18 protein-coding genes are annotated in these 21,304 nt (G+C 69.5%); 6 read left to right on the top strand and 12 right to left on the bottom strand.

Features of this window, described 5'->3' with window-relative positions:
• Positions 1-319: 319 nt before the first annotated feature.
• The 5 genes from ppdK to F0344_RS25320 all read right to left on the bottom strand — a co-directional run bounded on the left by ppdK (position 320) and on the right by F0344_RS25320 (position 7,016).
• On the bottom strand, positions 320-3,040 hold the full coding sequence (ppdK, locus tag F0344_RS25340; RefSeq protein WP_185300968.1) for a pyruvate, phosphate dikinase: 2,721 nt from the start codon (positions 3,038-3,040) through the stop codon (positions 320-322).
• Between the two features lie 603 nt (positions 3,041-3,643).
• Positions 3,644-4,792 carry a tRNA dihydrouridine synthase DusB gene (gene dusB / locus F0344_RS25335; protein WP_185300967.1) on the bottom strand — a complete coding sequence of 383 codons (1,149 nt, stop codon included), beginning with the start codon at positions 4,790-4,792 and terminating at the stop codon, positions 3,644-3,646.
• Positions 4,793-4,922: 130 nt separating this feature from the next.
• Entirely contained in the window at positions 4,923-5,150 is a 228-nt protein-coding gene (locus tag F0344_RS25330; RefSeq protein WP_185300966.1) for a DUF6243 family protein, read from the bottom strand.
• Between the two features lie 160 nt (positions 5,151-5,310).
• Complete coding sequence (locus tag F0344_RS25325; RefSeq protein WP_185300965.1) at positions 5,311-5,514, bottom strand: hypothetical protein; 204 nt, start codon at positions 5,512-5,514, stop codon at positions 5,311-5,313.
• Positions 5,515-5,633: 119 nt separating this feature from the next.
• Positions 5,634-7,016, bottom strand: coding sequence for a glycine--tRNA ligase (locus F0344_RS25320; protein ID WP_185300964.1), 1,383 nt, complete (start codon positions 7,014-7,016; stop codon positions 5,634-5,636).
• Positions 7,017-7,239: 223 nt separating this feature from the next.
• On the opposite strand from F0344_RS25320, the gene F0344_RS25315 reads away from it, so the two are divergent.
• The 4 genes from F0344_RS25315 (at position 7,240) to F0344_RS25300 (ending at position 10,457) form a co-directional block, all read left to right on the top strand.
• The gene (locus F0344_RS25315; protein WP_185300963.1) at positions 7,240-8,223 is read left to right on the top strand and encodes a metal ABC transporter substrate-binding protein; all 984 of its coding nucleotides are present in this window, start codon (positions 7,240-7,242) and stop codon (positions 8,221-8,223) included.
• Between the two features lie 44 nt (positions 8,224-8,267).
• Positions 8,268-9,050, top strand: a complete 783-nt coding sequence (locus F0344_RS25310; RefSeq protein ID WP_185300962.1) for a metal ABC transporter ATP-binding protein — start codon at positions 8,268-8,270, stop codon at positions 9,048-9,050.
• A 5-nt stretch (positions 9,051-9,055) separates the two neighbouring features.
• A complete protein-coding gene (locus F0344_RS25305) occupies positions 9,056-9,958 on the top strand; it encodes a metal ABC transporter permease (RefSeq protein WP_185300961.1) in 903 nt (300 codons plus the stop codon).
• Positions 9,959-10,022: 64 nt separating this feature from the next.
• On the top strand, positions 10,023-10,457 hold the full coding sequence (locus F0344_RS25300) for a Fur family transcriptional regulator (RefSeq protein WP_185300960.1): 435 nt from the start codon (positions 10,023-10,025) through the stop codon (positions 10,455-10,457).
• A 69-nt stretch (positions 10,458-10,526) separates the two neighbouring features.
• Here F0344_RS25300 and F0344_RS25295 read toward each other — a convergent pair whose 3' ends face one another.
• The 7 genes from F0344_RS25295 to leuA all read right to left on the bottom strand — a co-directional run bounded on the left by F0344_RS25295 (position 10,527) and on the right by leuA (position 19,365).
• On the bottom strand, positions 10,527-11,354 hold the full coding sequence (locus F0344_RS25295; protein WP_185300959.1) for an isoprenyl transferase: 828 nt from the start codon (positions 11,352-11,354) through the stop codon (positions 10,527-10,529).
• A 221-nt stretch (positions 11,355-11,575) separates the two neighbouring features.
• Positions 11,576-12,322 carry a DNA repair protein RecO gene (gene recO / locus F0344_RS25290; RefSeq protein ID WP_185300958.1) on the bottom strand — a complete coding sequence of 249 codons (747 nt, stop codon included), beginning with the start codon at positions 12,320-12,322 and terminating at the stop codon, positions 11,576-11,578.
• Between the two features lie 40 nt (positions 12,323-12,362).
• A complete protein-coding gene (locus tag F0344_RS25285) occupies positions 12,363-13,052 on the bottom strand; it encodes a response regulator (protein WP_185300957.1) in 690 nt (229 codons plus the stop codon).
• Positions 13,049-14,329, bottom strand: coding sequence for a sensor histidine kinase (locus F0344_RS25280; protein WP_374940117.1), 1,281 nt, complete (start codon positions 14,327-14,329; stop codon positions 13,049-13,051). Before F0344_RS25280 ends, F0344_RS25285 begins: the two co-directional genes overlap by 4 nt.
• Before the next feature lie 14 nt (positions 14,330-14,343).
• Positions 14,344-16,449, bottom strand: coding sequence for an MMPL family transporter (locus tag F0344_RS25275; RefSeq protein WP_185300956.1), 2,106 nt, complete (start codon positions 16,447-16,449; stop codon positions 14,344-14,346).
• A 222-nt stretch (positions 16,450-16,671) separates the two neighbouring features.
• Positions 16,672-17,376: a TerB family tellurite resistance protein gene (locus tag F0344_RS25270; RefSeq protein WP_185300955.1), complete on the bottom strand. Its 705-nt coding sequence runs from the start codon at positions 17,374-17,376 to the stop codon at positions 16,672-16,674.
• A gap of 213 nt (positions 17,377-17,589) precedes the next feature.
• The gene (gene leuA / locus F0344_RS25265; protein ID WP_185300954.1) at positions 17,590-19,365 is read right to left on the bottom strand and encodes a 2-isopropylmalate synthase; all 1,776 of its coding nucleotides are present in this window, start codon (positions 19,363-19,365) and stop codon (positions 17,590-17,592) included.
• A gap of 295 nt (positions 19,366-19,660) precedes the next feature.
• Here leuA and F0344_RS25260 point away from each other — a divergent pair, with 295 nt between their 5' ends.
• Positions 19,661-20,737 (top strand): M4 family metallopeptidase, encoded by a 1,077-nt coding sequence (locus F0344_RS25260; RefSeq protein ID WP_185300953.1) that lies wholly within the window; start codon positions 19,661-19,663, stop codon positions 20,735-20,737.
• Between the two features lie 296 nt (positions 20,738-21,033).
• Positions 21,034-21,300 carry a protealysin inhibitor emfourin gene (locus F0344_RS25255; protein WP_185300952.1) on the top strand — a complete coding sequence of 89 codons (267 nt, stop codon included), beginning with the start codon at positions 21,034-21,036 and terminating at the stop codon, positions 21,298-21,300.
• The last annotated feature ends 4 nt before the right edge of the window (positions 21,301-21,304 follow it).

Below are 21,304 nucleotides of genomic sequence, written 5' to 3'. Positions count from 1 at the left end.
GGGGGTAAGCCGGGTGCGGTCCATGGGTGGGGATCCATGGGCCGCACCCCGGTCCCGTCCAGTCCCGGAATTCGCGCAGTGAACGGAAAAGGAACAGCGCTCAACCATCCGACTTTCAACGGAATCCCCCGCGTACGAACACGGTTTAGCGGGAACACGCTCACCTTTACCGGGAACACGCCCACCGGGAGCACAGCGAAGCGGCGGCACCCCCGCACAGGGTGCCGCCGCTTCTTTCGGAGCTCCGGGGCCGCCGTCGGGTCCGGCGAGGGTCGGTAGGGTCCGACGGCCGCCCAGGAGTCAGCCAGTCACCGCCGGATCAGCGGCTGTCGCTCCCCTTGTCCGTCGACATCGCAGCCGCCGCCCGGCCCGCCTCCAGGCGGGCCACCGGGATGCGGAACGGCGAGCAGGACACGTAGTCCAGGCCCACCTCGTGGAAGAAGTGCACCGACTCCGGGTCACCGCCGTGCTCGCCGCAGATCCCGAGCTTGAGGTCGGGACGGGTCGCCCGGCCGGCCTCGACGGCGCTGCGCACGAGCGCACCGACACCGTCCCGGTCGATCGTCTCGAACGGCGACACCCCGAAGATGCCCTTCTCCAGGTACGCGGTGAAGAACGATGCCTCCACGTCGTCACGGGAGAAGCCCCAGACGGTCTGGGTCAGGTCGTTCGTACCGAAGGAGAAGAACTGCGCGGCCTCGGCGATCTGGCCGGCGGTCAGCGCGGCCCGGGGCAGTTCGATCATCGTGCCGATGGTCAGCTTCAGATCCACGCCGGTGGCGGCCTCGACCTCGGCGATGACCAGGTCGGCCTCGTCGCGGACGATCTCCAGCTCCTGGACCGTGCCGACGAGCGGAATCATGATCTCGGGGCGCGGGTCGCCCTTGGCGTTCTTGCACTGTGCCGCCGCTTCCGCGATGGCACGGACCTGCATCTTGAAGAGCCCGGGGATGACCAGACCCAGGCGTACGCCGCGCAGCCCCAGCATCGGGTTCTGCTCGTGGAGCTTGTGCACGGCCTGGAGGAGGCGGAGGTCGTTCTCGTTGGCGTCCTTGCGGGACTCGGCGAGGGCGACCCGTACCGACAGCTCGGTGATGTCGGGCAGGAACTCGTGGAGCGGCGGGTCCAGCAGCCGAACGGTGACGGGCAGCCCGTCCATCGACTCGAACAGCTCGATGAAGTCGGCCTTCTGGAGCGGCAGCAGCTCCGCGAGCGCGGTCTCGCGCTCGTCGTCGGTGTCGGCCAGGATCAGCTTCTCGACCATCTCGCGGCGCTCACCGAGGAACATGTGCTCGGTCCGGCACAGGCCGATGCCCTGGGCTCCGAAGCGGCGGGCCCGCAGGGCGTCCTCGGCGTTGTCCGCGTTGGCCCGTACGCGCAGCCGGCGTACTCGGTCCGCATACGCCATGATCCGGTGCACGGCGGCGACGAGCTCGTCGGCGTCGTCGGCGCCCGCGTGCATCCGGCCCTCGAAGTACTCGACGACCGGCGACGGAACAACGGGCACCTCACCGAGGTAGACCTTGCCGGTGGAGCCGTCGATCGAGAGAGTGTCGCCCTCCTCGATCACCCGGCCGCCCACCGTCATCCGGCGGCGCTTGGTGTCGACCTCCAGGTCCTCGGCTCCGCAGACACAGGTCTTGCCCATGCCGCGGGCCACGACGGCCGCGTGGGAGGTCTTGCCGCCGCGCGAGGTCAGGATGCCCTCGGCGGCGATCATGCCGTCGAGGTCGTCGGGGTTGGTCTCACGGCGGATGAGGATGACCTTCTCGCCGGACCGGGACCACTTGACCGCGGTGTACGAGTCGAAGACGGCCTTGCCTACCGCCGCGCCCGGGGACGCGGCGATGCCGCGGCCCAGCAGCTCGGTCTTCGCCTGGTCGTCGAAGCGGGGGAACATCAGCTGCGCGAGCTGTGCCCCGTTGACGCGCTGGAGCGCCTCGGCCTCGTCGATGAGGCCCTGGTCGACGAGCTGGGTGGCGATCCGGAAGGCGGCACCCGCGGTGCGCTTGCCGACCCGGGTCTGGAGCATCCAGAGCTGTCCGCGCTCGATGGTGAACTCGATGTCGCAGAGATCCTTGTAGTGGGTCTCCAGCGTCTCCATGATCTTCATCAGCTCGTCGTACGACTTCTTGTCGATCGACTCGAGGTCGGCGAGCGCCACGGTGTTGCGGATACCGGCGACGACGTCCTCGCCCTGCGCGTTCTCCAGGTAGTCGCCGTAGACGCCCTGGTGGCCGCTGGCCGGGTCGCGGGTGAAGGCGACACCCGTTCCTGAGCCCGCGCCGAGGTTGCCGAAGACCATCGAGCAGACGTTGACTGCCGTGCCGAGGTCGCCGGGGATGCGCTCCTGGCGGCGGTAGAGCTTGGCCCGGTCGGTGTTCCACGAGTCGAAGACCGCGTTTATGGCGAGGTCCATCTGCTCACGCGCGTCCTGCGGGAAGTCGCGGCCGGCCTCCTGCTTGACGATCTTCTTGAAGTGCTTGACCAGCTTCTTCAGATCGTCGGCGCCGAGGTCGGTGTCGACGGTGACCTTCTTGGCGTTCTTGGCGGCCTCCAGGGCCTCTTCGAACAGGTCGCCGTCGACGCCGAGGACCGTCTTGCCGAACATCTGGATGAGGCGGCGGTAGGAGTCCCAGGCGAAGCGCTCCTCACCGGCCTGCGCGGCCAGCCCGACGACGGACGCGTCGGAGAGCCCGATGTTGAGGACCGTGTCCATCATCCCGGGCATCGAGAACTTCGCACCGGAGCGGACGGAGACCAGGAGCGGGTCGTCGGCCTGTCCGAGCTTCTTGCCCATCTTCCGCTCGAGCGCGTCGAGGTGGGCGCTGACCTCCTCGCGCAGCGCCGCCGGCGCCTCGCCACTGTCGAGGTAGACCTTGCACGCCTCGGTGGTGATGGTGAAACCGGGAGGAACGGGCAGCCCGAGATTGGTCATCTCGGCGAGGTTCGCACCCTTGCCGCCCAGGAGATCTTTCAGATCCTTGTTGCCCTCGGTGAAGTCGTAGACGAACTTCTGGCGATCTTTGTTTTCCGACACGGGTCTCGACTCCTCGAGGACGCGGTGGCTGCCCTGACGGCGAGGAACATACCCAGATCGGAGGTGTCTGGGTACGTCCGCTTGCGCGTCATGCGACCTCAACCACCCGTCCGCCAGCAGATCTAAAGTGACCCAGGGCTCGGACGGATACCTGGGTTGACTTCACCTCTTGAACTCATAATGACTCCAGGTGACGGCAGGAGGGAATTTTCTTTACGGTGTGCGACAGACGCATCAAATGATCAAGATCAAGGCACCTGGCACCCAGTGCCGTCATTTGAGAAGTACACCGAGCACTTGATTGCTCATCTGAGCGAGCCAACCCTCAAGGGTGGCGAGAATCACGCCCCCGAGCGCGCTCAGATGTCACCATCCGGACGCCATATGGGCACCCGTCAGTCACCCACCGGCGAGAAAAACCGAGCAGAGCGTGAGACCGGCGACGAAATCTCGCCGAATGGCCTCGGATCACTGCGAATCCCTTCGATTCAGCCGCTCAGATGAGCCATCAAGATCCGGGGCACTCCGTGCCCCCAACCCCGGTATGCGAGGCGGGACCCGTTCCCCTGGCTGTGACGGCCTCCCGGAAAGGTCGGCCGCCGGTCAGCCGCCCGAGGTGTCGAGCTCCGCGTCCGCGCTCACTCCGGCGCAGTCGTAGGGGTCCTTCAGCCAGCCGTCCGGCAGTACGACCCGGTTGTTACCCGAGGTACGCCCACGCGGCCCGTCCGCACCGTCCGGCCACGGCTGGTCCAGGTCGAGTTCGTGCAGCTGGCCGGCGAGCTCCTCCAGCGACGAGGTGACGGCGAGCTTCCTGCGCATCTCGGAGCCCACCGCGAAGCCCTTGAGGTACCAGGCCACGTGCTTACGGAAGTCGATCACGCCACGGGTCTCGTCGCCGATCCACTCCCCCAACAGCGTCGCGTGCCGCACCATCACGTCCGCGACCTCACGGAGGCCGGGCGCCCGTCGCGTCTCCGTGCCCTCGAAGGCGCTCACGAGGTCGCCGAAGAGCCAGGGGCGGCCCAGGCAGCCCCGGCCGACCACCACGCCGTCACAGCCGGTCTCACGCATCATCCGCAGGGCGTCGTCCGCGCACCAGATGTCGCCGTTGCCGAGGACGGGGATCTCCGGGACGTGCTCCTTGAGGCGGGCGATGGCGTCCCAGTCGGCGGTGCCGCCGTAGTGCTGGGCCGCGGTCCTGCCGTGCAGGGCGACGGCCGTCACGCCCTCCTCGACGGCGATCCGGCCCGCGTCCAGGAATGTGATGTGGTCGTCGTCGATCCCCTTGCGCATCTTGATCGTCACCGGGATGTCCCCGGCGTTGGAGACCGCCTGGTTGAGGATCGCGCGCAGCAGTGGCCGCTTGTAAGGGAGCGCGGAGCCGCCGCCCTTGCGGGTGACCTTGGGGACCGGGCAGCCGAAGTTCAGGTCGATGTGGTCGGCGAGGTTCTCGTCGACGATCATGCGGACCGCCTTGCCGACGGTGACCGGGTCCACTCCGTACAGCTGGATGGAGCGCGGGGTCTCGCTCGCGTCGAAGTGGACGAGCTGCATGGTCTTCTCGTTGCGCTCGACCAGCGCCCGCGTCGTGATCATCTCGCTGACGAACAGCCCCTTGCCCCCCGAGAACTCCCGGCACAGGGTGCGGAAGGGGGCGTTGGTGATGCCGGCCATGGGGGCGAGCACCACGGGCGGCTGCACGGTGTGCGGGCCGATCCGGAGCAGCGGGAGCGCGGGGGCGAGCGTGGTCATTGCCCCATTGTCGCGTACCGCCGGAGTGACGGAGGGCGGCCGGGGCGGGAGGCAGGGCCGCGCATACGGGTGTGGGCCCGGATCACACGAGGTGATCCGGGCCCACGGTCGTACGGGTGAGGCGAGGACGTCAGCTCCGGGCCGGGGCGTCCTGGTCCGCGGAGCCGTCCGTGGAGCCGTCCGTGGAGGTGGCGGAGGACTCGGCGCGCTCACGCATCCTGCGCACCAGCTCCTGCTTCTTCTCCTCGGCGGTCTGGCGGTCGGCGTTGCGCGAGGGGCCTGCGGTCTGCTTTTCGGCGCGGGTCAGCTTCTTGCGCTGTCCGCCCACACCGAGGAGGTTGTTACGGCTTTTTGCCACGGGGTTCTCCCATTCGTGGTGAGAAGTGAGGTTGCGGTGATCGGCTGTCGATCCGATGGGCGACGGGTCGCGAGTCCCGCCGCGCTCTCACTCGTAGATCTGGAAGAACGAAGACATGCCGAAACGGTACCCCGGCTCCGGTGGACCCGGCACCCACTTTTCAGGCGGTCGGGTCCACGGTCGCCTGGTGGGCCTCGGCCAGGTGTTCCTGGGCCTTGAGCCACGGCAGGAACTGCGCGCCCTTGCGCCAGCCGCAGGTCTCGCAGCTCAACTGACGCTGCATCCCCGACTTGCTGACGTGGACTATGTGTTCACGGCCGTGGCCGTCCCATCTGCTGACCTTGCTGGTGGTCATGGACGGCATCGTGGCCTCCTGTGGACGGGTGCGCCCAGTGTGCAGCGAAGCCCCCGGTCCCGTCCAAGGAACCAGGGGCTTCGCCCGCCCATACGTGCGAAATGCCGTACGAAGCGCCGTACGGAAGGTCAGCAGCCGAGCAGCCGCGCACCCAGGTACGCCTGGATCTGGTCCAGGGAGACGCGCTCCTGCTTCATGGTGTCGCGCTCGCGCACGGTCACCGCGTCGTCGTCGAGGGTGTCGAAGTCGACGGTGACGCAGAACGGCGTGCCGATCTCGTCCTGACGGCGGTAACGGCGGCCGATGGCGCCCGCGTCGTCGAACTCGATGTTCCAGTTCTGGCGCAGGTCGGCCGCGAGGCCCTTGGCCTTCGGCGACAGCTGCGGGTTGCGGGACAGCGGCAGCACCGCGACCTTGACCGGCGCCAGGCGCGGGTCGAGGCGCATCACGGTGCGCTTCTCCATGACGCCCTTGGCGTTGGGGGCCTCGTCCTCGATGTACGCGTCGAGCATGAAGGCCAGCATGGCGCGGTTGACACCGGCCGCCGGCTCGATGACGTACGGAGTCCAGCGCTCGCCGGCCTCCTGGTCGAAGAACATCAGGTCCTGGCCCGAGGCCTTGGAGTGCGCCTTGAGGTCGAAGTCGGTGCGGTTGGCCACACCTTCGAGCTCGGAGTACTCGTTGCCGCCGAAGTTGAAGCGGTACTCGATGTCGGCGGTGCGCTTCGAGTAGTGCGACAGCTTGTCCTTGGGGTGGTCGAACCAGCGCATGTTCTCCTCGCGCAGGCCGAGACCCGTGTACCAGGCCCAGCGCTGGTCCATCCAGTACTGCTGCCACTCCTCGTCCTCGCCCGGCTTGACGAAGAACTCCATCTCCATCTGCTCGAACTCACGCGTGCGGAAGATGAAGTTGCCCGGAGTGATCTCGTTCCGGAAGGACTTGCCGATCTGCGCGATGCCGAACGGCGGCTTCTTGCGCGAAGTCTGCAGCACCTGGGCGAAGTTGGTGAAGATGCCCTGGGCGGTCTCAGGACGGAGGTACGCGGCCGAACCGGCGTCCTGGGTCGGGCCGAGGTGCGTCTGCAGCATGCCGGAGAACTGCTTGGGCTCGGTGAACTGGCCCTTGTTGCCGCAGTTCGGGCAGTTGATGTCGGCGAGACCGTCGGCGGGCGGGCGGCCGTGCTTGGCCTCGTAGCCCTCCTCCAGGTGGTCCGCGCGGTAACGCTTGTGACAGGAGGTGCACTCGGTCAGCGGGTCGGAGAAGGTCGCCAGGTGACCGGACGCCTCCCAGACCTCGGAGGCCAGGATCACCGACGAGTCGAGACCGACGATGTCCTCGCGCGCGGTGACCATGGAGCGCCACCACTGACGCTTGATGTTCTCCTTGAGTTCGACACCCAGCGGCCCGTAGTCCCAGGCGGCCTTCGAGCCACCGTAGATCTCACTGCAGGGGTAGACGAAGCCACGGCGCTTGCTCAGGCTGACGATGGTGTCGATCTTGTCGGCGGCCACGGTGCTCTCTTCATTGCGACGGCGAAATAATTGGACAGGGGCGGCGCTGAGCGCCTCGGTGGGGGGCGGTGGTCGGGAGACGGGCGGGCGAATGACTCAGATTACCGGCGGGCGCACCCCTTGGATCAAATCGGTGGGGGCGCCGGGCGATCTGTCCCCTGCGTGGTGAGCATCTCATCTGTCTTGTTGACAATCGTTTCCATAATTGTTGAAAATGACTGTCATGAACGTACGTCGCCTGATACCCACCGCCGCCGTCGCCGGAGCAGTCGCCCTCGGCCTCTCCGGCCTCTCCGCCTGCTCCACGTCCGACGCCGCCGACCGCGAGAACGGCGACAAGCTGAACGTGGTCACGTCCTTCTACCCGATGCAGTTCCTGGCCGAGGAGATAGGCGGGGACCACGTCTCCGTCGAGACCCTCACCGAGCCGGGTGTCGAGCCGCACGACCTGGAACTCACCCCGCGGCAGATCGGCGGTCTCGGCGACGCGGACTACATCCTCTACCTCAAGGGCATCCAGCCCGCCGTCGACGACGCCGTCACCCAGGCCGGGGTGAAGAACACGGTCGACGCCGCGACGCTCACCGCGCTGGAGAAGCACGGCTCCGAGGCCGGTGGCGACGAGCACGGGCACGAGGAGGAGCACGCGGAGGAGGGCCACGAGGACGAGCACGAGGGCGAGGCCGGCGCCGACCCCCACATCTGGCTGGACCCCGTGAAGTACGCCGAGGTCGCCAAGGGTGTCGGCAAGTCCCTGGAGAAGGCAGATCCGGACAACGCCGCGGACTACGCCAAGAACGCGGACGCCCTGGTCAAGAAGCTGGGCGCGCTGAACACCGCCTTCGAGACGGGCCTGCGGAGCACCACGACGAAGACGTTCATCACCACGCACTCCGCCTTCGGATACCTCGCCGAGCGCTACGGTCTGACCCAGGAGGGCATCGCCGGTATCGACCCCGAGGCCGAGCCCAGCCCGGCCCGGATCAAGGAGATCCACACGGTCGCCAAGGAGAACAAGGCCACCACCGTGTTCTTCGAGACGCTCGCCAGCGACAAGACCGCGAAGACGGTCGCCGAGGACACCGGCCTGAAGACGGACGTCCTGGACCCGCTGGAGGGAATCACCGAGCAGTCCGAGGGCGCTGACTACGTCGAGGTCATGGAGTCCAACCTCGCCGCGCTGCAGAAGGCACTCGGCGCGAAGTGACCGACGTGACACCCGTTCCGTCCTCAGCAGCATCGGAGGCGTTCATGCCACAGCCCGAGAACACCACCCCCGACCCCGTGATCCGCCTGCGCGGTGCCACGGCCGCGCTCGGCGGGCGGCCCGTGCTGCGCGGCGTCGACGTCACCGTGCACCGCGGCGAGGTCGTGGCCCTTCTCGGCGCCAACGGTTCGGGCAAGTCCACGGCCGTGCGCTCCGTCATCGGGCAGGTCCCGCTGACCGGAGGAAGCGTCGAGCTCTTCGGCACCGAGCTGCGCCGCTTCCGCCAATGGGCCCGCGTCGGCTACGTACCGCAGCGCACGACGGCGGCCGGTGGCGTCCCCGCCACGGTCCGCGAGGTCGTCGCCTCGGGGCGGCTGTCCCGCACGAAGCTGCGGCTGCCCCGGAAGGCGGACCGGGAGGCCGTCGGCCGGGCCATCGAACTCGTCGGCCTCACCGACCGGGCCAAGGACTCCGTGAGCGCTCTCTCGGGCGGCCAGCACCAGCGGGTGCTGATCGCACGGGCGCTCGCCGCCGAACCCGAGCTGCTGATCATGGACGAGCCGATGGCCGGCGTCGATCTGGCCAGCCAGGAGATCCTCGCCCGCACCCTGCGCGAGCAGGTCGCGGTCGGTGCCTCCGTCCTGCTCGTCCTGCACGAGCTCGGCCCGCTGGAGCCACTGATCGACCGCGCGATCGTGCTGCGCGACGGCTGCGTGACGCACGACGGCCCGCCCCCCGAGGCACTGGGCCAGCACGCCCTGCCCGGCCACGACCACGTACACCCTCACGCGGCTTCCGAGCCCGTACGGACCGGACTGCTGAGCTGATCACGATGGAATTCCTCGAACCCGCCTTCATGCAGCGCGCCCTGATCGCCGCCGTTCTCGTCGGCATCACCGCCCCGGCCATCGGCATCTTCCTGGTGCAGCGCCGGCAGGCCCTGATGGGCGACGGCATCGGGCACATCGCGATGACCGGTGTCGGCCTCGGCTTCCTGCTCTCCACCAGCCCCGTGTGGATGGCCACGGCTGTCGCCGTCGTGGGCGCGATCGCCATGGAACTGATCCGCTGGTACGGGCACACCCGGGGCGACATCGCGCTGGCCATGCTCTTCTACGGCGGTATGGCGGGCGGTGTCCTGCTGATCAACATCTCCGACACCGGGTCCAACGCCAACCTCACGTCGTACCTCTTCGGCTCGCTGTCGACGGTCTCCGAGGAGGACGTCACCGCGATCTGCGTCCTGGCCGCGTTCGTGATCCTGGTGACGGTCGGGCTGCGGCGGCAGTTGTTCGCGGTCAGCCAGGACGAGGAGTTCGCCCGGGTCACCGGGCTGCCGGTGCGGGTGCTGAACCTCCTGGTCGCGGTGACGGCGGCCGTGACGGTCACCGTCGCGATGCGGGTCGTCGGGCTGCTGCTCGTCAGCGCGCTCATGGTGGTACCGGTCGCCGCGGCGCAGCAGATCTCGAAGTCCTTCAAGGTGACCTTCGTCCTCGCCGTGGTCATCGGTACGTCGGTCACCCTGGCCGGCACGGTGACCTCGTACTACCGGGACGTCCCGCCCGGCGCGACGATCGTGCTGCTGGCCATCGCCGTGTTCATCGCCCTCACCGTGCTGGCCGCGCCACTGGCCCGGCGCCGGGCCCGGGCGGCCGAGGCGGACCGGGCGTGCACCCTGGAAGGAAAGAGCCCTTTCCCGCCCGGCCCCAGGGAGTCCGACGACGTGCGGGTGTGACCGTGGACCCGGGGCGGGCTGGCACAATGGCCCGACACATGACGGGCGACACGAGGAGGCAGCTGTGACGGCGCCGATCAGTGGCACGAACGCAGCGCCGGTACGCGGCCGGTCGACCCGGCAGCGGGCGGCGGTGGCGGCGGCGCTCGACGAGGTCGACGAGTTCCGCAGCGCCCAGGACCTGCACGACATGCTCAAGCACCGCGGTGACTCGGTCGGACTGACCACGGTCTACCGCACCCTCCAGTCCCTCGCCGACGCGGGCGAGGTCGACGTCCTGCGGACCACGGAGGGCGAGGCGGTCTACCGCCGGTGCTCGACCGGTGACCACCACCACCACCTGGTGTGCCGGATGTGCGGCAAGGCCGTCGAGGTCGAAGGCCCCGCCGTGGAGCAGTGGGCGGAGACCATCGCCGCGCAGCACGGTTATGTGAACGTGGCCCACACCGTGGAGATCTTCGGCACCTGCGCGGACTGCGCGGCCGCCGCGAAGAGCTGACCCGGCGCGGGGCACGCCCCGCGCACCCCGCCCCGCGACACGTGAGGGGGCGGGAGCGCGGCGGCGGTCTCAGACGGCAGGGCCCTCGGCCGTGCCCGCCTCCACGGCGCCGCCGAAGCGGCGGTCGCGCTGGGCGTACTCCATACAGGCCCGCCACAGGTCCCGGCGGTCGAAGTCGGGCCACAGCACGTCCTGGAAGACCATCTCCGCGTACGCGCTCTGCCAGATCAGGTAGTTGGACGTGCGCTGTTCGCCACTGGGGCGCACGAAGAGGTCGACGTCCGGCATGTCCGGGTAGTAGATGTACTTCGCGAACGTCTTCTCGTTGACCTTCGACGGGTCGAGCTTTCCGGCCGCGACGTCCTGGGCGATGCGCTGCGCGGCGTCGGCGATCTCGGCACGGCCGCCGTAGTTGACGCAGAAGTAGAGCGTCATCCTGTCGTTGTCCTTCGTCTGCTCCTGGGCGACCTGGAGCTCCTGGACGACGGACTTCCACAGCTTCGGCATCCGGCCCACCCAGCGGATACGGATGCCCAGCTCGTCCATCTCGTCGCGGCGGCGGCGGATGACGTCCCGGTTGAAGTTCATCAGGAACTTCACCTCGTCCGGCGAGCGCTTCCAGTTCTCCGTGGAGAAGGCGTACAGCGAGAGGTTCTTGACGCCCATCTCGATACAGCCCTTGAGGACGTCCATGACGACGCCCTCGCCGACCTTGTGGCCCTCGGTCCGCGGGAGTCCCCGCTCCTTGGCCCAGCGGCCGTTGCCGTCCATCACGACGGCCACGTGCTTGGGCACCAGCTCCCCGGGGAGCTTCGGGGGCGTGGCGCCGGAGGGGTGCGGCTCGGGGGTCTTGAAGGTGCGCCGATTACGGCCGCCGAGGATTCCGCGTACTGCCATGAGCTTCTCTCGTCTCTCTTTGTCACCTGGTAATCGGAGGGTGCCCGGCCTTCAGGCCGGTGAGGAATCCGGCTCCCCGCGCAGCGGGGCAACCGTAGGGGCATCACCGCTGGGCGATTCCCCGTTCGTACCCGGCTGGTGTTGATCGTGTAAGACCTTCGCGCCCGCCGGGCCGCAGGCAACGTGAGCCAGGAATCCCCCTGTTTACGGGGGGGGAGGAGTCAATTCTCTACGTACCGCAGCGAGCGCAGTCCCCGCTCCAGATGCCAGTGCAGATAGGCGGACACCAGTCCGCTCCCCTCCCTGACGTGACGCGCCTCGCACGCGTCCGCCGTCTCCCAGTCGCCGGTGAGCAGCGCGCTGAGCAGGGTGACGGCCTCTGCTGAGGGTACGACGCTGCCGGGCACCCGGCAGTCGCCGCATATGACGCCGCCCGCCGCGACGGAGAAGAACCGGTTCGGACCGGGCATTCCGCACTTCGCGCAGTCGTCGAAGCTGGGGGCGTAGCCGTTCACGGCGAGGGAACGCAGCAGGAACGCGTCGAGGATGAGGTTGGGCGCGTGCTCCGCGCGGGAGAGGGTGCGCAGCCCGCCCACCAGCAGCAGGTACTGCTGGACCGCTGGCTCGCCCTCGTGGTCGGTGAACCGTTCGGCGGTCTCCAGCATCGCGGTGCCCGCGGTGTACCGGGCGTAGTCGGCGACGATGCCGCCACCGTACGGAGCGATCGTCTCGCTCTGGGTGCACAGGGGAAGGCCGCGGCCGACCAGCTCACTGCCGCGGGCGAAGAACTGCACGTCCACGTGGGAGAAGGGTTCGAGCCTGGCGCCGAATTTGGATTTGGTGCGTCGCACGCCGCGGGCGACGGCACGCACCCGCCCGTGGCCGCGGGTCAGGATCGTGATGATCCGGTCGGCCTCGCCCAGTTTCTGCGTACGCAGCACGACGCCGTCGTCCCGGAACAAGCTCATGCGCCCATTGTCGCCCACCGGGAGTCCCGGCCGGCCGTGGTCATCGTTCCCGGCCGCCTTCGGGGCCGGCGGCAGGGACGACGAGCCCGGACTCGTACGCCACGATGACCAACTGGGCGCGGTCCCGGGCGCCGAGTTTGCCCATGATCCTGCTCACATGGGTCTTCGCGGTGAGCGGACTGAGGCGCAGGGTCTGCGCGATCTCCGTGTTGTTCAGGCCCCGGGCGACGAGTCCGAGCACCTGGCGTTCCCGGTCCGTGAGGCAGTCGGGTCCTGCCACGACGCCCGGTGCGGGGGCGGTGGGGGCGCTCAGCACCCGGGCGATCAGCCGGGCCGTGGGACCGGGCGAGAGGAGGGCGTCGCCTGCGGCCACCGTGGTGATGGCGGCGAGCAGTTCGGCCGGCCTGGTGTCCTTGACGAGGAAGCCCGAGGCGCCGGCGCGCAGCGCCTCGACGACGTGTTCGTCGGTGTCGTACGTCGTCAGGACCAGCACCTTCACTCCGGCGAGGCCCTCATCGGCGGCTATACGGCGGGTGGCCTCGATGCCGTCCAGGTCGGGCATACGGATGTCCATGACGACGAGGTCGGCCCGTGCGCTGCGGGCCAGTTCGACCGCCTCCAGGCCGTTGCCCGCCTGGCCGACGACCGTCATGCCGGGGTCGGACTCGACGAGCATCGCGAAGGCGGCGCGTACGAGCGTCTGGTCGTCGGCGAGCAAGACCCGGATCACAGCGCCGTCCCCCCTACCGGCAGGCCTTCCTCGGCCGGGGCCGGGGCGCTCTCCTGGCACGGCAGCACCGCCGCGACCTCGAAGCCGCCGCCGGGGCGCGGCCCGGCTTCCAGCGTGCCGCCGGTGCTGCGCGCCCGCTCGCGCATCCCCACGATGCCGAAGCCCGGCGCCCCAGCGTCCTCCTGAGGGCCCGCGCCGTCGTCGGTGACCGTGACCCGCAGCGCGGGGCTGCCGGGCGCCGGTGCGACGGCCACCGTGATCCGCACGCCTGGTCCGGCGTGCCGTACCGCGTTCGTCAGGGACTCCTGCACGATCCGGTAGGCGGCGGCCCCGGTGGCGGGAGCGAGCCGGCCCGGTGGGGTCCGCACCGAGAGGTCCACCCGGGCGCCCGCCGCCTCCGCCGTCCGTACGAGGCCCGGCAGCGCGGCCAGGTCCGGCAGCGGTCCGTCACCGTCCGGGGAACCGGCGCGCAGGACCTGGAGCGTGGTGCGCAGTTCGGCGCGGGCCTCGCGGCAGGTCCCGGCGATGTCGTCGAGGGATCTGGCGACCGCCTTCCGGTCCAGGCGGTCCGGGTCGACGGTCAGGATGTGGGAGGCCACCGAGGTCTGCACTCCGATCACGGTGATGCTGTGGGCCAACAGGTCGTGCAGGTCCCGGGCGATCCTCAGCCGTTCCTCGACGACCCTGCGCGCGGCCTCCTCCTCACGGGTGCGTTCGGCCCGTTCGGCGCGCTCGACCATCGAGGCGACGTAGTGGCGGTAGAAGCGGACGTCGACGCCGAGGAACAGCACGGCGATGATCCAGCCGGAGATCCGCAGGAGTTCGATCCCCTGGTGGGTGTCGATGCTGCTGACCACGCTCACCATGACGCCGATCACGACCCCGCCGGTCACCAGCGTGCGCAGCGGTCTGCCGGTCACCGCGACGGTGTAGAGCACGATGAACGTCTGCGGCATCGGCGCCGAGTGCGCATGGTCGAGCCCGTGGTACGTCATGAGGAGCGGGATCATCGCGAGCAGGACGAGGACCGGTCCGCTGCGCCGCCACGCCACCAGCAGGGCACTGGTCACCAGCAGGCCCAGACCGAACGCGTCGGGAACCCTCCTGTCGTCGGTGACGAAGGCGAGTACGAGGGAGAGCGCACCGGCGCCCCCTGCGATGAGGGCGTCGGTGCGCAGCCTGTGCGGGGCGTCCATGGGGTCGCGGTTGACGACGGCCATGACGCGCTCGCCGCGGCGCGTCGTTCGGGGTGCTGACACGCTGCCATCCTCCGGCATGGGTACGGACACCGTCAGCGGGTCGCGGCGAGTTCCGGTTCGCGGGGCACGTCCGGCCCGGCGGCCGGGGGCTTGCGGCTGAGCGCACCGGGCCACCACACCGTGCGGCCCAGGGCCACGCTCGCCGAGGTCACCAGGTACGTACGGACCAGGAACGTGTCGAGCAGCACACCGACCGCGACGACGAAGCCCAGTTCGGCCAGCGCCACCATCGGCATGCTCATCAGCACTCCGAAGGTGGCGGCGAGCACGAGTCCGGCGGAGGCGATCACCGCGCCCGTGGTCCGCAGCGCGGTGAGCGCGGCTTCCGTCGGTCCGGCTCCGGACAGGGCTTCCTCCCTCATCCGGTGCATCAGGAAGATGCCGTAGTCGACGCCGAGTGCCACCAGGAAGACGAAGGACAGCAGGGGCAGTCCCGGGTCGGTGCCCTCGAATCCGAGGACCGGTCCGAAGACGAGTCCGGCGATGCCGAGCGAGGCTCCCCAGACGGCGACGACGGCCGCGACGAGCATCAGCGGGGCGACCAGGCTGCGCAGCAGCACCACCAGGATGAGCAGGACGGCGAGGACGACGAGCGGTACGACGGCCTTCAGATCACGGGCGTTGGTCTCCTCCAGGTCCATCTGCTGGGCGCTGGGCCCGCCGACGTGACTGCCCTCCAGGGCGCCGCGCAGAGCCTCGATGGTGGCCTGCTCCCCGGCGGACTCGGCCGGGTCCCGTGGGACGACGGACAGCTCGGTCCAGCCACCGCCGCCGCGCCCGCGTTCGGCGGAGAGGACACCTTCGGTGCCGCGTGCCTCCGCGAGGGCCTCGTCGGCCCGGCCGGTGGGCGCGATCACGGTGATCGGCTGGGTTCCGCTGTCGGGATAGGCGGCACCGAGGGTCGCCATGGCGGAGATCGAGTCCGGCGTGCTGGTGAAGAAGTTCTCCTGCCTGAGGTCACCGGGCAGGGCGAAGGCGCCGAGGGACAGAGCGCCCAGCAGGACGCCACCGGAGACGAGCACGGCGACGGGCCGGCGGCCGGCGGAGCCGCCCATCGCGGCGAACAGCGAACGGCGCCGCTCACGCACGCTTCCGTACGCGGGCACGATCGGCCAGAAGACGCGGCGGCCCAGCACCACCAGCAGGGCGGGCAGCAGGGTCGTCATGGCGAAGAGGGCGCACAGCACGCCGACGGCGGCGACGGGGCCCATGCCGCGGCTGCTGTTGAGGTCGGCGGCCATCAGACAGAGCAGCCCGGCCGCGACGGTCCCCGACGAGGCGAGGACGGCGGGCCCGCAGCCGCGCAGGGCGGCGGCCATGGCGTCGTGGGGCCGGGCGTGGCGGCCGAGCTCCTCGCGGTAGCGGGCGACGATGAGCAGCGCGTAGTCGGTGCCCGCGCCGAAGACCAGGATGGTCATCACGCCCGAACTCTGGCCGCTCACCGTGACGTCGAAGCCCCGGTTCAGTCCGTACGCCACGGCCATCGACAGGAAGTCGGCCATCCCGGCGACGACGAGGGGCACCAGCCAGAGGAACGGGCTGCGGTAGATCAGGATCAGCAGGATCGCGACGACGGCGACGGTCGTGTAGAGCAGCGGCCCGCCGAGCGAGCCGTAGACCTCCTGGGCGTCGACGGTCAGCGCCCCGGGCCCGCCGACCTCCACGCTCAGCCCGTCGCCGCCCTTCGCGGTCTCGCGGATCTCGCCGACGAAAGCGGCCCTGACCTCTTCGTCCTGTCCGGGCTCGGTCGAGGAGACCGCGAACATCAGCGTCGTACCGTCCTCGGAGGGCACGCCCCGGGGTGCGGCACTCAGCTGGTGCTCACCGGCGATCGCGGCGGTCTGTTCACCGGCCGTGGCCCGGTCGGCGGGGGTCAGCCCGCTGTCACGGTGGTAGACGAGGACGAGATCGGTGGACTCGCCACCGGGCAGTGTGTCCTGGATCTTCGCCACCTGCGTGGAATCGGCGTTGGCCGGCAGGTAGTCGACGGCACGGTCACGCTGTACGTCCCCGAGCTTGCCCGCGAACGGCCCGGCGACCGCGATCAGGGCTACCCAGAACGCGACGATCAGCCACGGCAGCGCCCGCCGCACCCCCGGCCGCGTCCGCGCCCCACTCACTTCCGTATCGGCCCCCATGACGCGGGCCCTCCCCTCCTGGATGGTGTCCGGCTCACTCCAGACTCCCGCCCGGGAACGCCCGGCTCATCACACGAGGGACCGACTTCACGCCTACTGCCGAGGGTGTCCCGTTCCTCCGACTACTCCCCGGGGAGTACACCGCGAACCAAGCCCGTCCGGCGATTGAGGGTGTCCTGAAAGCCCGCCCGGCGCGTGAGGACACCCACGCCCCCACCCCGCCTAGGAAGGCGTACGCGCCGCAGCCGCCAACAACCGAGCCGTATCCTCCGGGCACAAGGACAACGCACTGCCCACCGTGGCCAGCACCTCCCGCTCCGCCGGACTGTACGGCCCGTCCGCCAGCGCGATCCGGGCTCCCTGGAGCAGTACCGACTCCCGCCCCGCCGTGGCCAGATGAGGCGCGAGCGGCCTCAGCACCTCGTGCAGCTCGATCGCCAGCGTCGCCCCGCACGCCTCCGCCGCCGGGTCGGACCCGGGCCCGTGCCCGGTGTCGGCGGCGAGCACCTCGACGATGATGGAGAGCCGTTCCTGCGTGCAGTCCTCGAGCCCGGCATCCCGCACGGTGGCGACCGCGGTCTCCATGACCGTACGGGAGCCCGTGCCGCCCGCCGCGAGAACACCCAGCGTGACCGTGTGCACGGCGTCCCGGAGCATCGCGGAGAACCGCGTGGTCGTGGGGTGGTCGAGGGTGTCGGTCGGGAAATGCTCCAGGCAGACGGCGCATTCGACCACGGGCCCCGCATCGCCGCGCCGCACCAACGGCACGCCGAGGACGGCGAAGCGGCGGCGCCCGCTGAGACGCCGGTAGTTACGGTCGCCGCCGCAGCCGGGGCAGAAGAACTCCCCGTCACCGACGGTGTCCCATACGGTGCGGACGCCGTAGATGCGCAGTCTTATGGCGCGTTGTCCTTTGGCTGACCGCACGTCGCACACCTCCGTAACGCTCCGGCAACTCTGCCGCGTTGGACGTGATGTTAGCCACACCCTTGATGCGACGTCAGCCTCTCGGAGGTCACAACCCTCGGAGATGGCCGAACCCCGCCCACCCTGAGCAGGTGAACGGGGTTCTGGAACCATGGCGTTACGCGGCTTTTCGCACGTTCGTCCGCAGGGGAGCCGGACGACGACGGAGCACCGTCATCGCGTCGCGCGGTTGACCGCGGAGACGACCGCCTTGAGCGAGGCACGCGTGGTGTTGGCGTCGATACCGATGCCCCACAGCACCTTGCCGTCGATCGCGCACTCGATGTACGAGGCGGCCTGGGCGCTCGCGCCCTCGCTCATCGTGTGCTCGGTGTAGTCCAGCAGCCGGACATCGATGCCGATGGCCTGCAGCGCTCCGAAGAAGGCGGAGATCGGGCCGTTCCCGGTGCCCGTCAGTACGGTGTCCACACCGTCCACGGTCGCCTCGACGGTGAGGGTGTCCCCGACCTCGGTGTCGGTCGTGGTCTGTCCGGAGCGGATCTGGACACGCCCCCAGGCGTTCTCGGCGTTGGGCAGGTACTCGTCCTGGAACGTCGACCAGATCTGGGCCGGTGTGACCTCGCCACCCTCGGCATCGGTCTTGGCCTGAATGATCCGGGAGAATTCGATCTGCATCCGGCGCGGCAGATCCAGCTTGTGGTCGTTCTTCAGGACGTACGCGATGCCGCCCTTGCCGGACTGCGAGTTGACCCGGATGACGGCCTCGTACGAGCGGCCGACGTCCTTGGGGTCGATCGGCAGGTACGGCACGGCCCACTCGATGTCGTCCACCGTCTTGCCCTGGGCGGCCGCGTCGGCCTCCATGGCGTCGAAGCCCTTCTTGATGGCGTCCTGGTGGGAGCCGGAGAAGGCGGTGTAGACCAGGTCGCCCGCGTAGGGGTGGCGCGGGTGGATCTCCATCTGGTTGCAGTACTCGGACGTACGGCGGATCTCGTCGATCTGCGAGAAGTCGATCTGCGGGTCGACGCCCTGCGAGAACAGGTTCATGCCCAGCGTGACCAGGTCGACGTTGCCGGTGCGCTCGCCCTGTCCGAACAGGCAGCCCTCGATCCGGTCCGCACCCGCCATGATCGCCAGTTCGGCCGCGGCGACGGCGGTGCCCCGGTCGTTGTGCGGGTGGACCGACAGACAGACGTGCTCGCGGCGGGTCAGATGACGCGACATCCACTCGAAGCGGTCCGCGTGCGTGGACGGTGTCGAACGCTCCACCGTGGCGGGCAGGTTCAGGATGATCTCCCGGCCGGCCTCCGGCTGCCAGACGTCACAGACGGCCTCGCAGACCTCCAGGGCGAAGTCCAGCTCGGTGTCGGTGAAGATCTCCGGGCTGTACTGGTAGCCGAACGTCGTCTCCGGGCCGAGGATCTTCTCGGCGTACTCCATCACCAGGCGCGTGCCGTCGACCGCGATCTGCTTGATGTCGTCCTTGGAACCACGGAAGACGACCCGGCGGAACGTCGGCGCCGTGGCGTTGTACAGGTGCACGGTGGCCCGGTGTGCGCCGCGCAGGGACTCCACGGTCCGCTCGATCAGGTCCTCGCGGGCCTGCGTGAGGACGGAGATCGTCACGTCCTCGGGAATCGCGCCCTCTTCGATGATGGAGCGCACGAAGTTGAAGTCGGTGTCGCCGGAGGACGGGAAGCCGACCTCGATCTCCTTGTAACCCATGCGTACGAGCAGATCGAACATCTCGCGCTTGCGGGCCGGGGACATCGGGTCGATCAGGGCCTGGTTGCCGTCGCGCAGATCGGTGGACAGCCAGCGGGGCGCCCGGGTGATGCGTTGTTCCGGCCACGTGCGGTCGGGGATGTCCACGGCGTCGTAGCGGCCGTACTTGTGGACGGGCATCCCGGAGGGCTTCTGGAGGTGCGTGGCGTTGGTGACGGGAGTGGGGCGGCCGACGGCGTTCTCGACGGGATTCACTGCGGTCATGGCGTAGGGCTCCTCGGGGTCCGCGCTGGGGACGGCCGACTGTGTCGCTGCAACACCGGACTCCGCGGGGAGGGGGTCGGCCTACAACTACAGACCCTCGCCGCGGCAGCTAAGAAGGAGCAGCCAGAAACGCATGATGCGGCGAGACTACCCGAGAGGCCCCCGGGACGCCGGTGCCGTATCAGTATGCGGGACCGGGGCATCGGTAACGGGTGAACAGTGACCTATCACTCCATTTCGTCAATCATCTTCGCAATCGGCGACAGCGTCGTCACGGAGTGCCACAGTTTTTGGCATGCAGCCTCGCCTCAGCAACGGGCCAAGCCCCGTCTTCTGCACCATCGTGCCGCCCCAGATCCTCGACAAGCTGTCGCAGTCGGGCGACCCCCTCCTCTCCGGTCCCGCACGCCGGACCCTGGAGGCCGACGCCGCCAAACGTGCCCGCCGCAGGCTGACCGCCCTGGCCGGCGTCCCCACCGTCCGGAGCACGGCCGGCACTCCCCCCACCACTCCGCACCGGACCCTGTACGACTGCCGTCACGGCACCGACCTGCCGGGCCACCAGGTCCGCGACGAGGGCGAGGAGCCCACCCAGGACGCGAGCGTCAACCGCGCGTACGCGGGGCTCGGCGCGACGTTCGAACTGCTGCACAAGGAGTACGGCCGCAGTTCGATCGACGGGAACGGGCTGCCGCTCATCGGCTCCGTGCACTACGACGAGCAGTACAACAACGCGTTCTTCGACGGCGAGCAGATGGTGTTCGGGGACGGGGACGGGGAGATCTTCCTCGACTTCACGGTCGCCATCGACGTGATCGCCCACGAACTGGCGCACGGGCTGACGCAGTACACGGCCAACCTGGTGTACGAGGGCCAGCCGGGCGCGCTCAACGAGTCCGTCTCGGACGTCTTCGGCGCACTGGTGAAGCAGTACTCCCTGGGCCAGAGCGCGCGGGAGGCCGACTGGCTGATCGGCGCGGGTCTGCTCGCGCCGCGGGTCAGCGGGGTGGCCCTGCGCTCGATGAAGGCTCCGGGCACGGCGTACGACGACGACGTACTCGGCAAGGACCCGCAGCCCGCGACGATGGACGACTACATCGAGACGGAGGAGGACAACGGCGGGGTCCACCTCAACTCCGGCATCCCCAACCGCGCGTTCCACCTGCTGGCCACCGCACTCGGCGGCAAGGCGTGGGAACGGGCGGGCCAGATCTGGTTCGACGTCCTCACGGGCGGCGAACTGGCCTCGGACGCGGACTTCGCGACGTTCGCCCGACTGACGGTGACAGCGGCGAAGACCCGCTTCGGCACGGGAGACGAGGCGGAGGCGGTGACAAAGGCCTGGTCGGAGGTAGGCGTACCCACCACCTAGCCCGACCTGACCGCCTGGGCCGGGCCGGTCCGGGCCCTTCGGACCGGCCCGGTCACCCCGACGCCATCCGCCACGTCAGTCCGGTCCGGCCACTCCAAGCCCGCCCGGCGACTGAGAGCACCCTTCAAACCAGCCCGGCACTCCAAGCCCGCCCGGCGATTGAGGGCATCTTTCGAGCCCGCCCGGCGATTGAGGGCATCTTTCGAGCCCGTCCGGCGTTTGAGGACATGGCACGACCGCACTGCACAACCACACGCACGGTCAACAACCCGCACCACCGACCAGGCAGGGGACCCATGCGGATTCAGGTGAGCCGGACCGGCGGATTCGCCGGCATCGCACGCCACCGCGAGGTGGACACCACGGCCCTGCCCGACGCGGCCGACTGGGAGGCCCTGGCCGAATCCGCGCTCATCACCGGCCAGGCCGAGCCCGCCCCCGGCGTCCCGGACGGCTTCCGCTACCGGATCACGGTCGGCGACCGGACCGTGCACTGCGCTGACCCCGCACTGACCGAGGCCCAGCGCACGCTGATCTCACGCATCCTCAAGGAGGGTGCGTGAGATC

The organism is Streptomyces finlayi (assembly GCF_014216315.1).
Taxonomy (GTDB): Bacteria; Actinomycetota; Actinomycetes; order Streptomycetales; family Streptomycetaceae; genus Streptomyces; species Streptomyces finlayi_A.
The sequence above is the reverse complement of the archived record's forward strand: the minus strand, read 5'-3'. Positions and strand labels throughout refer to the sequence as shown.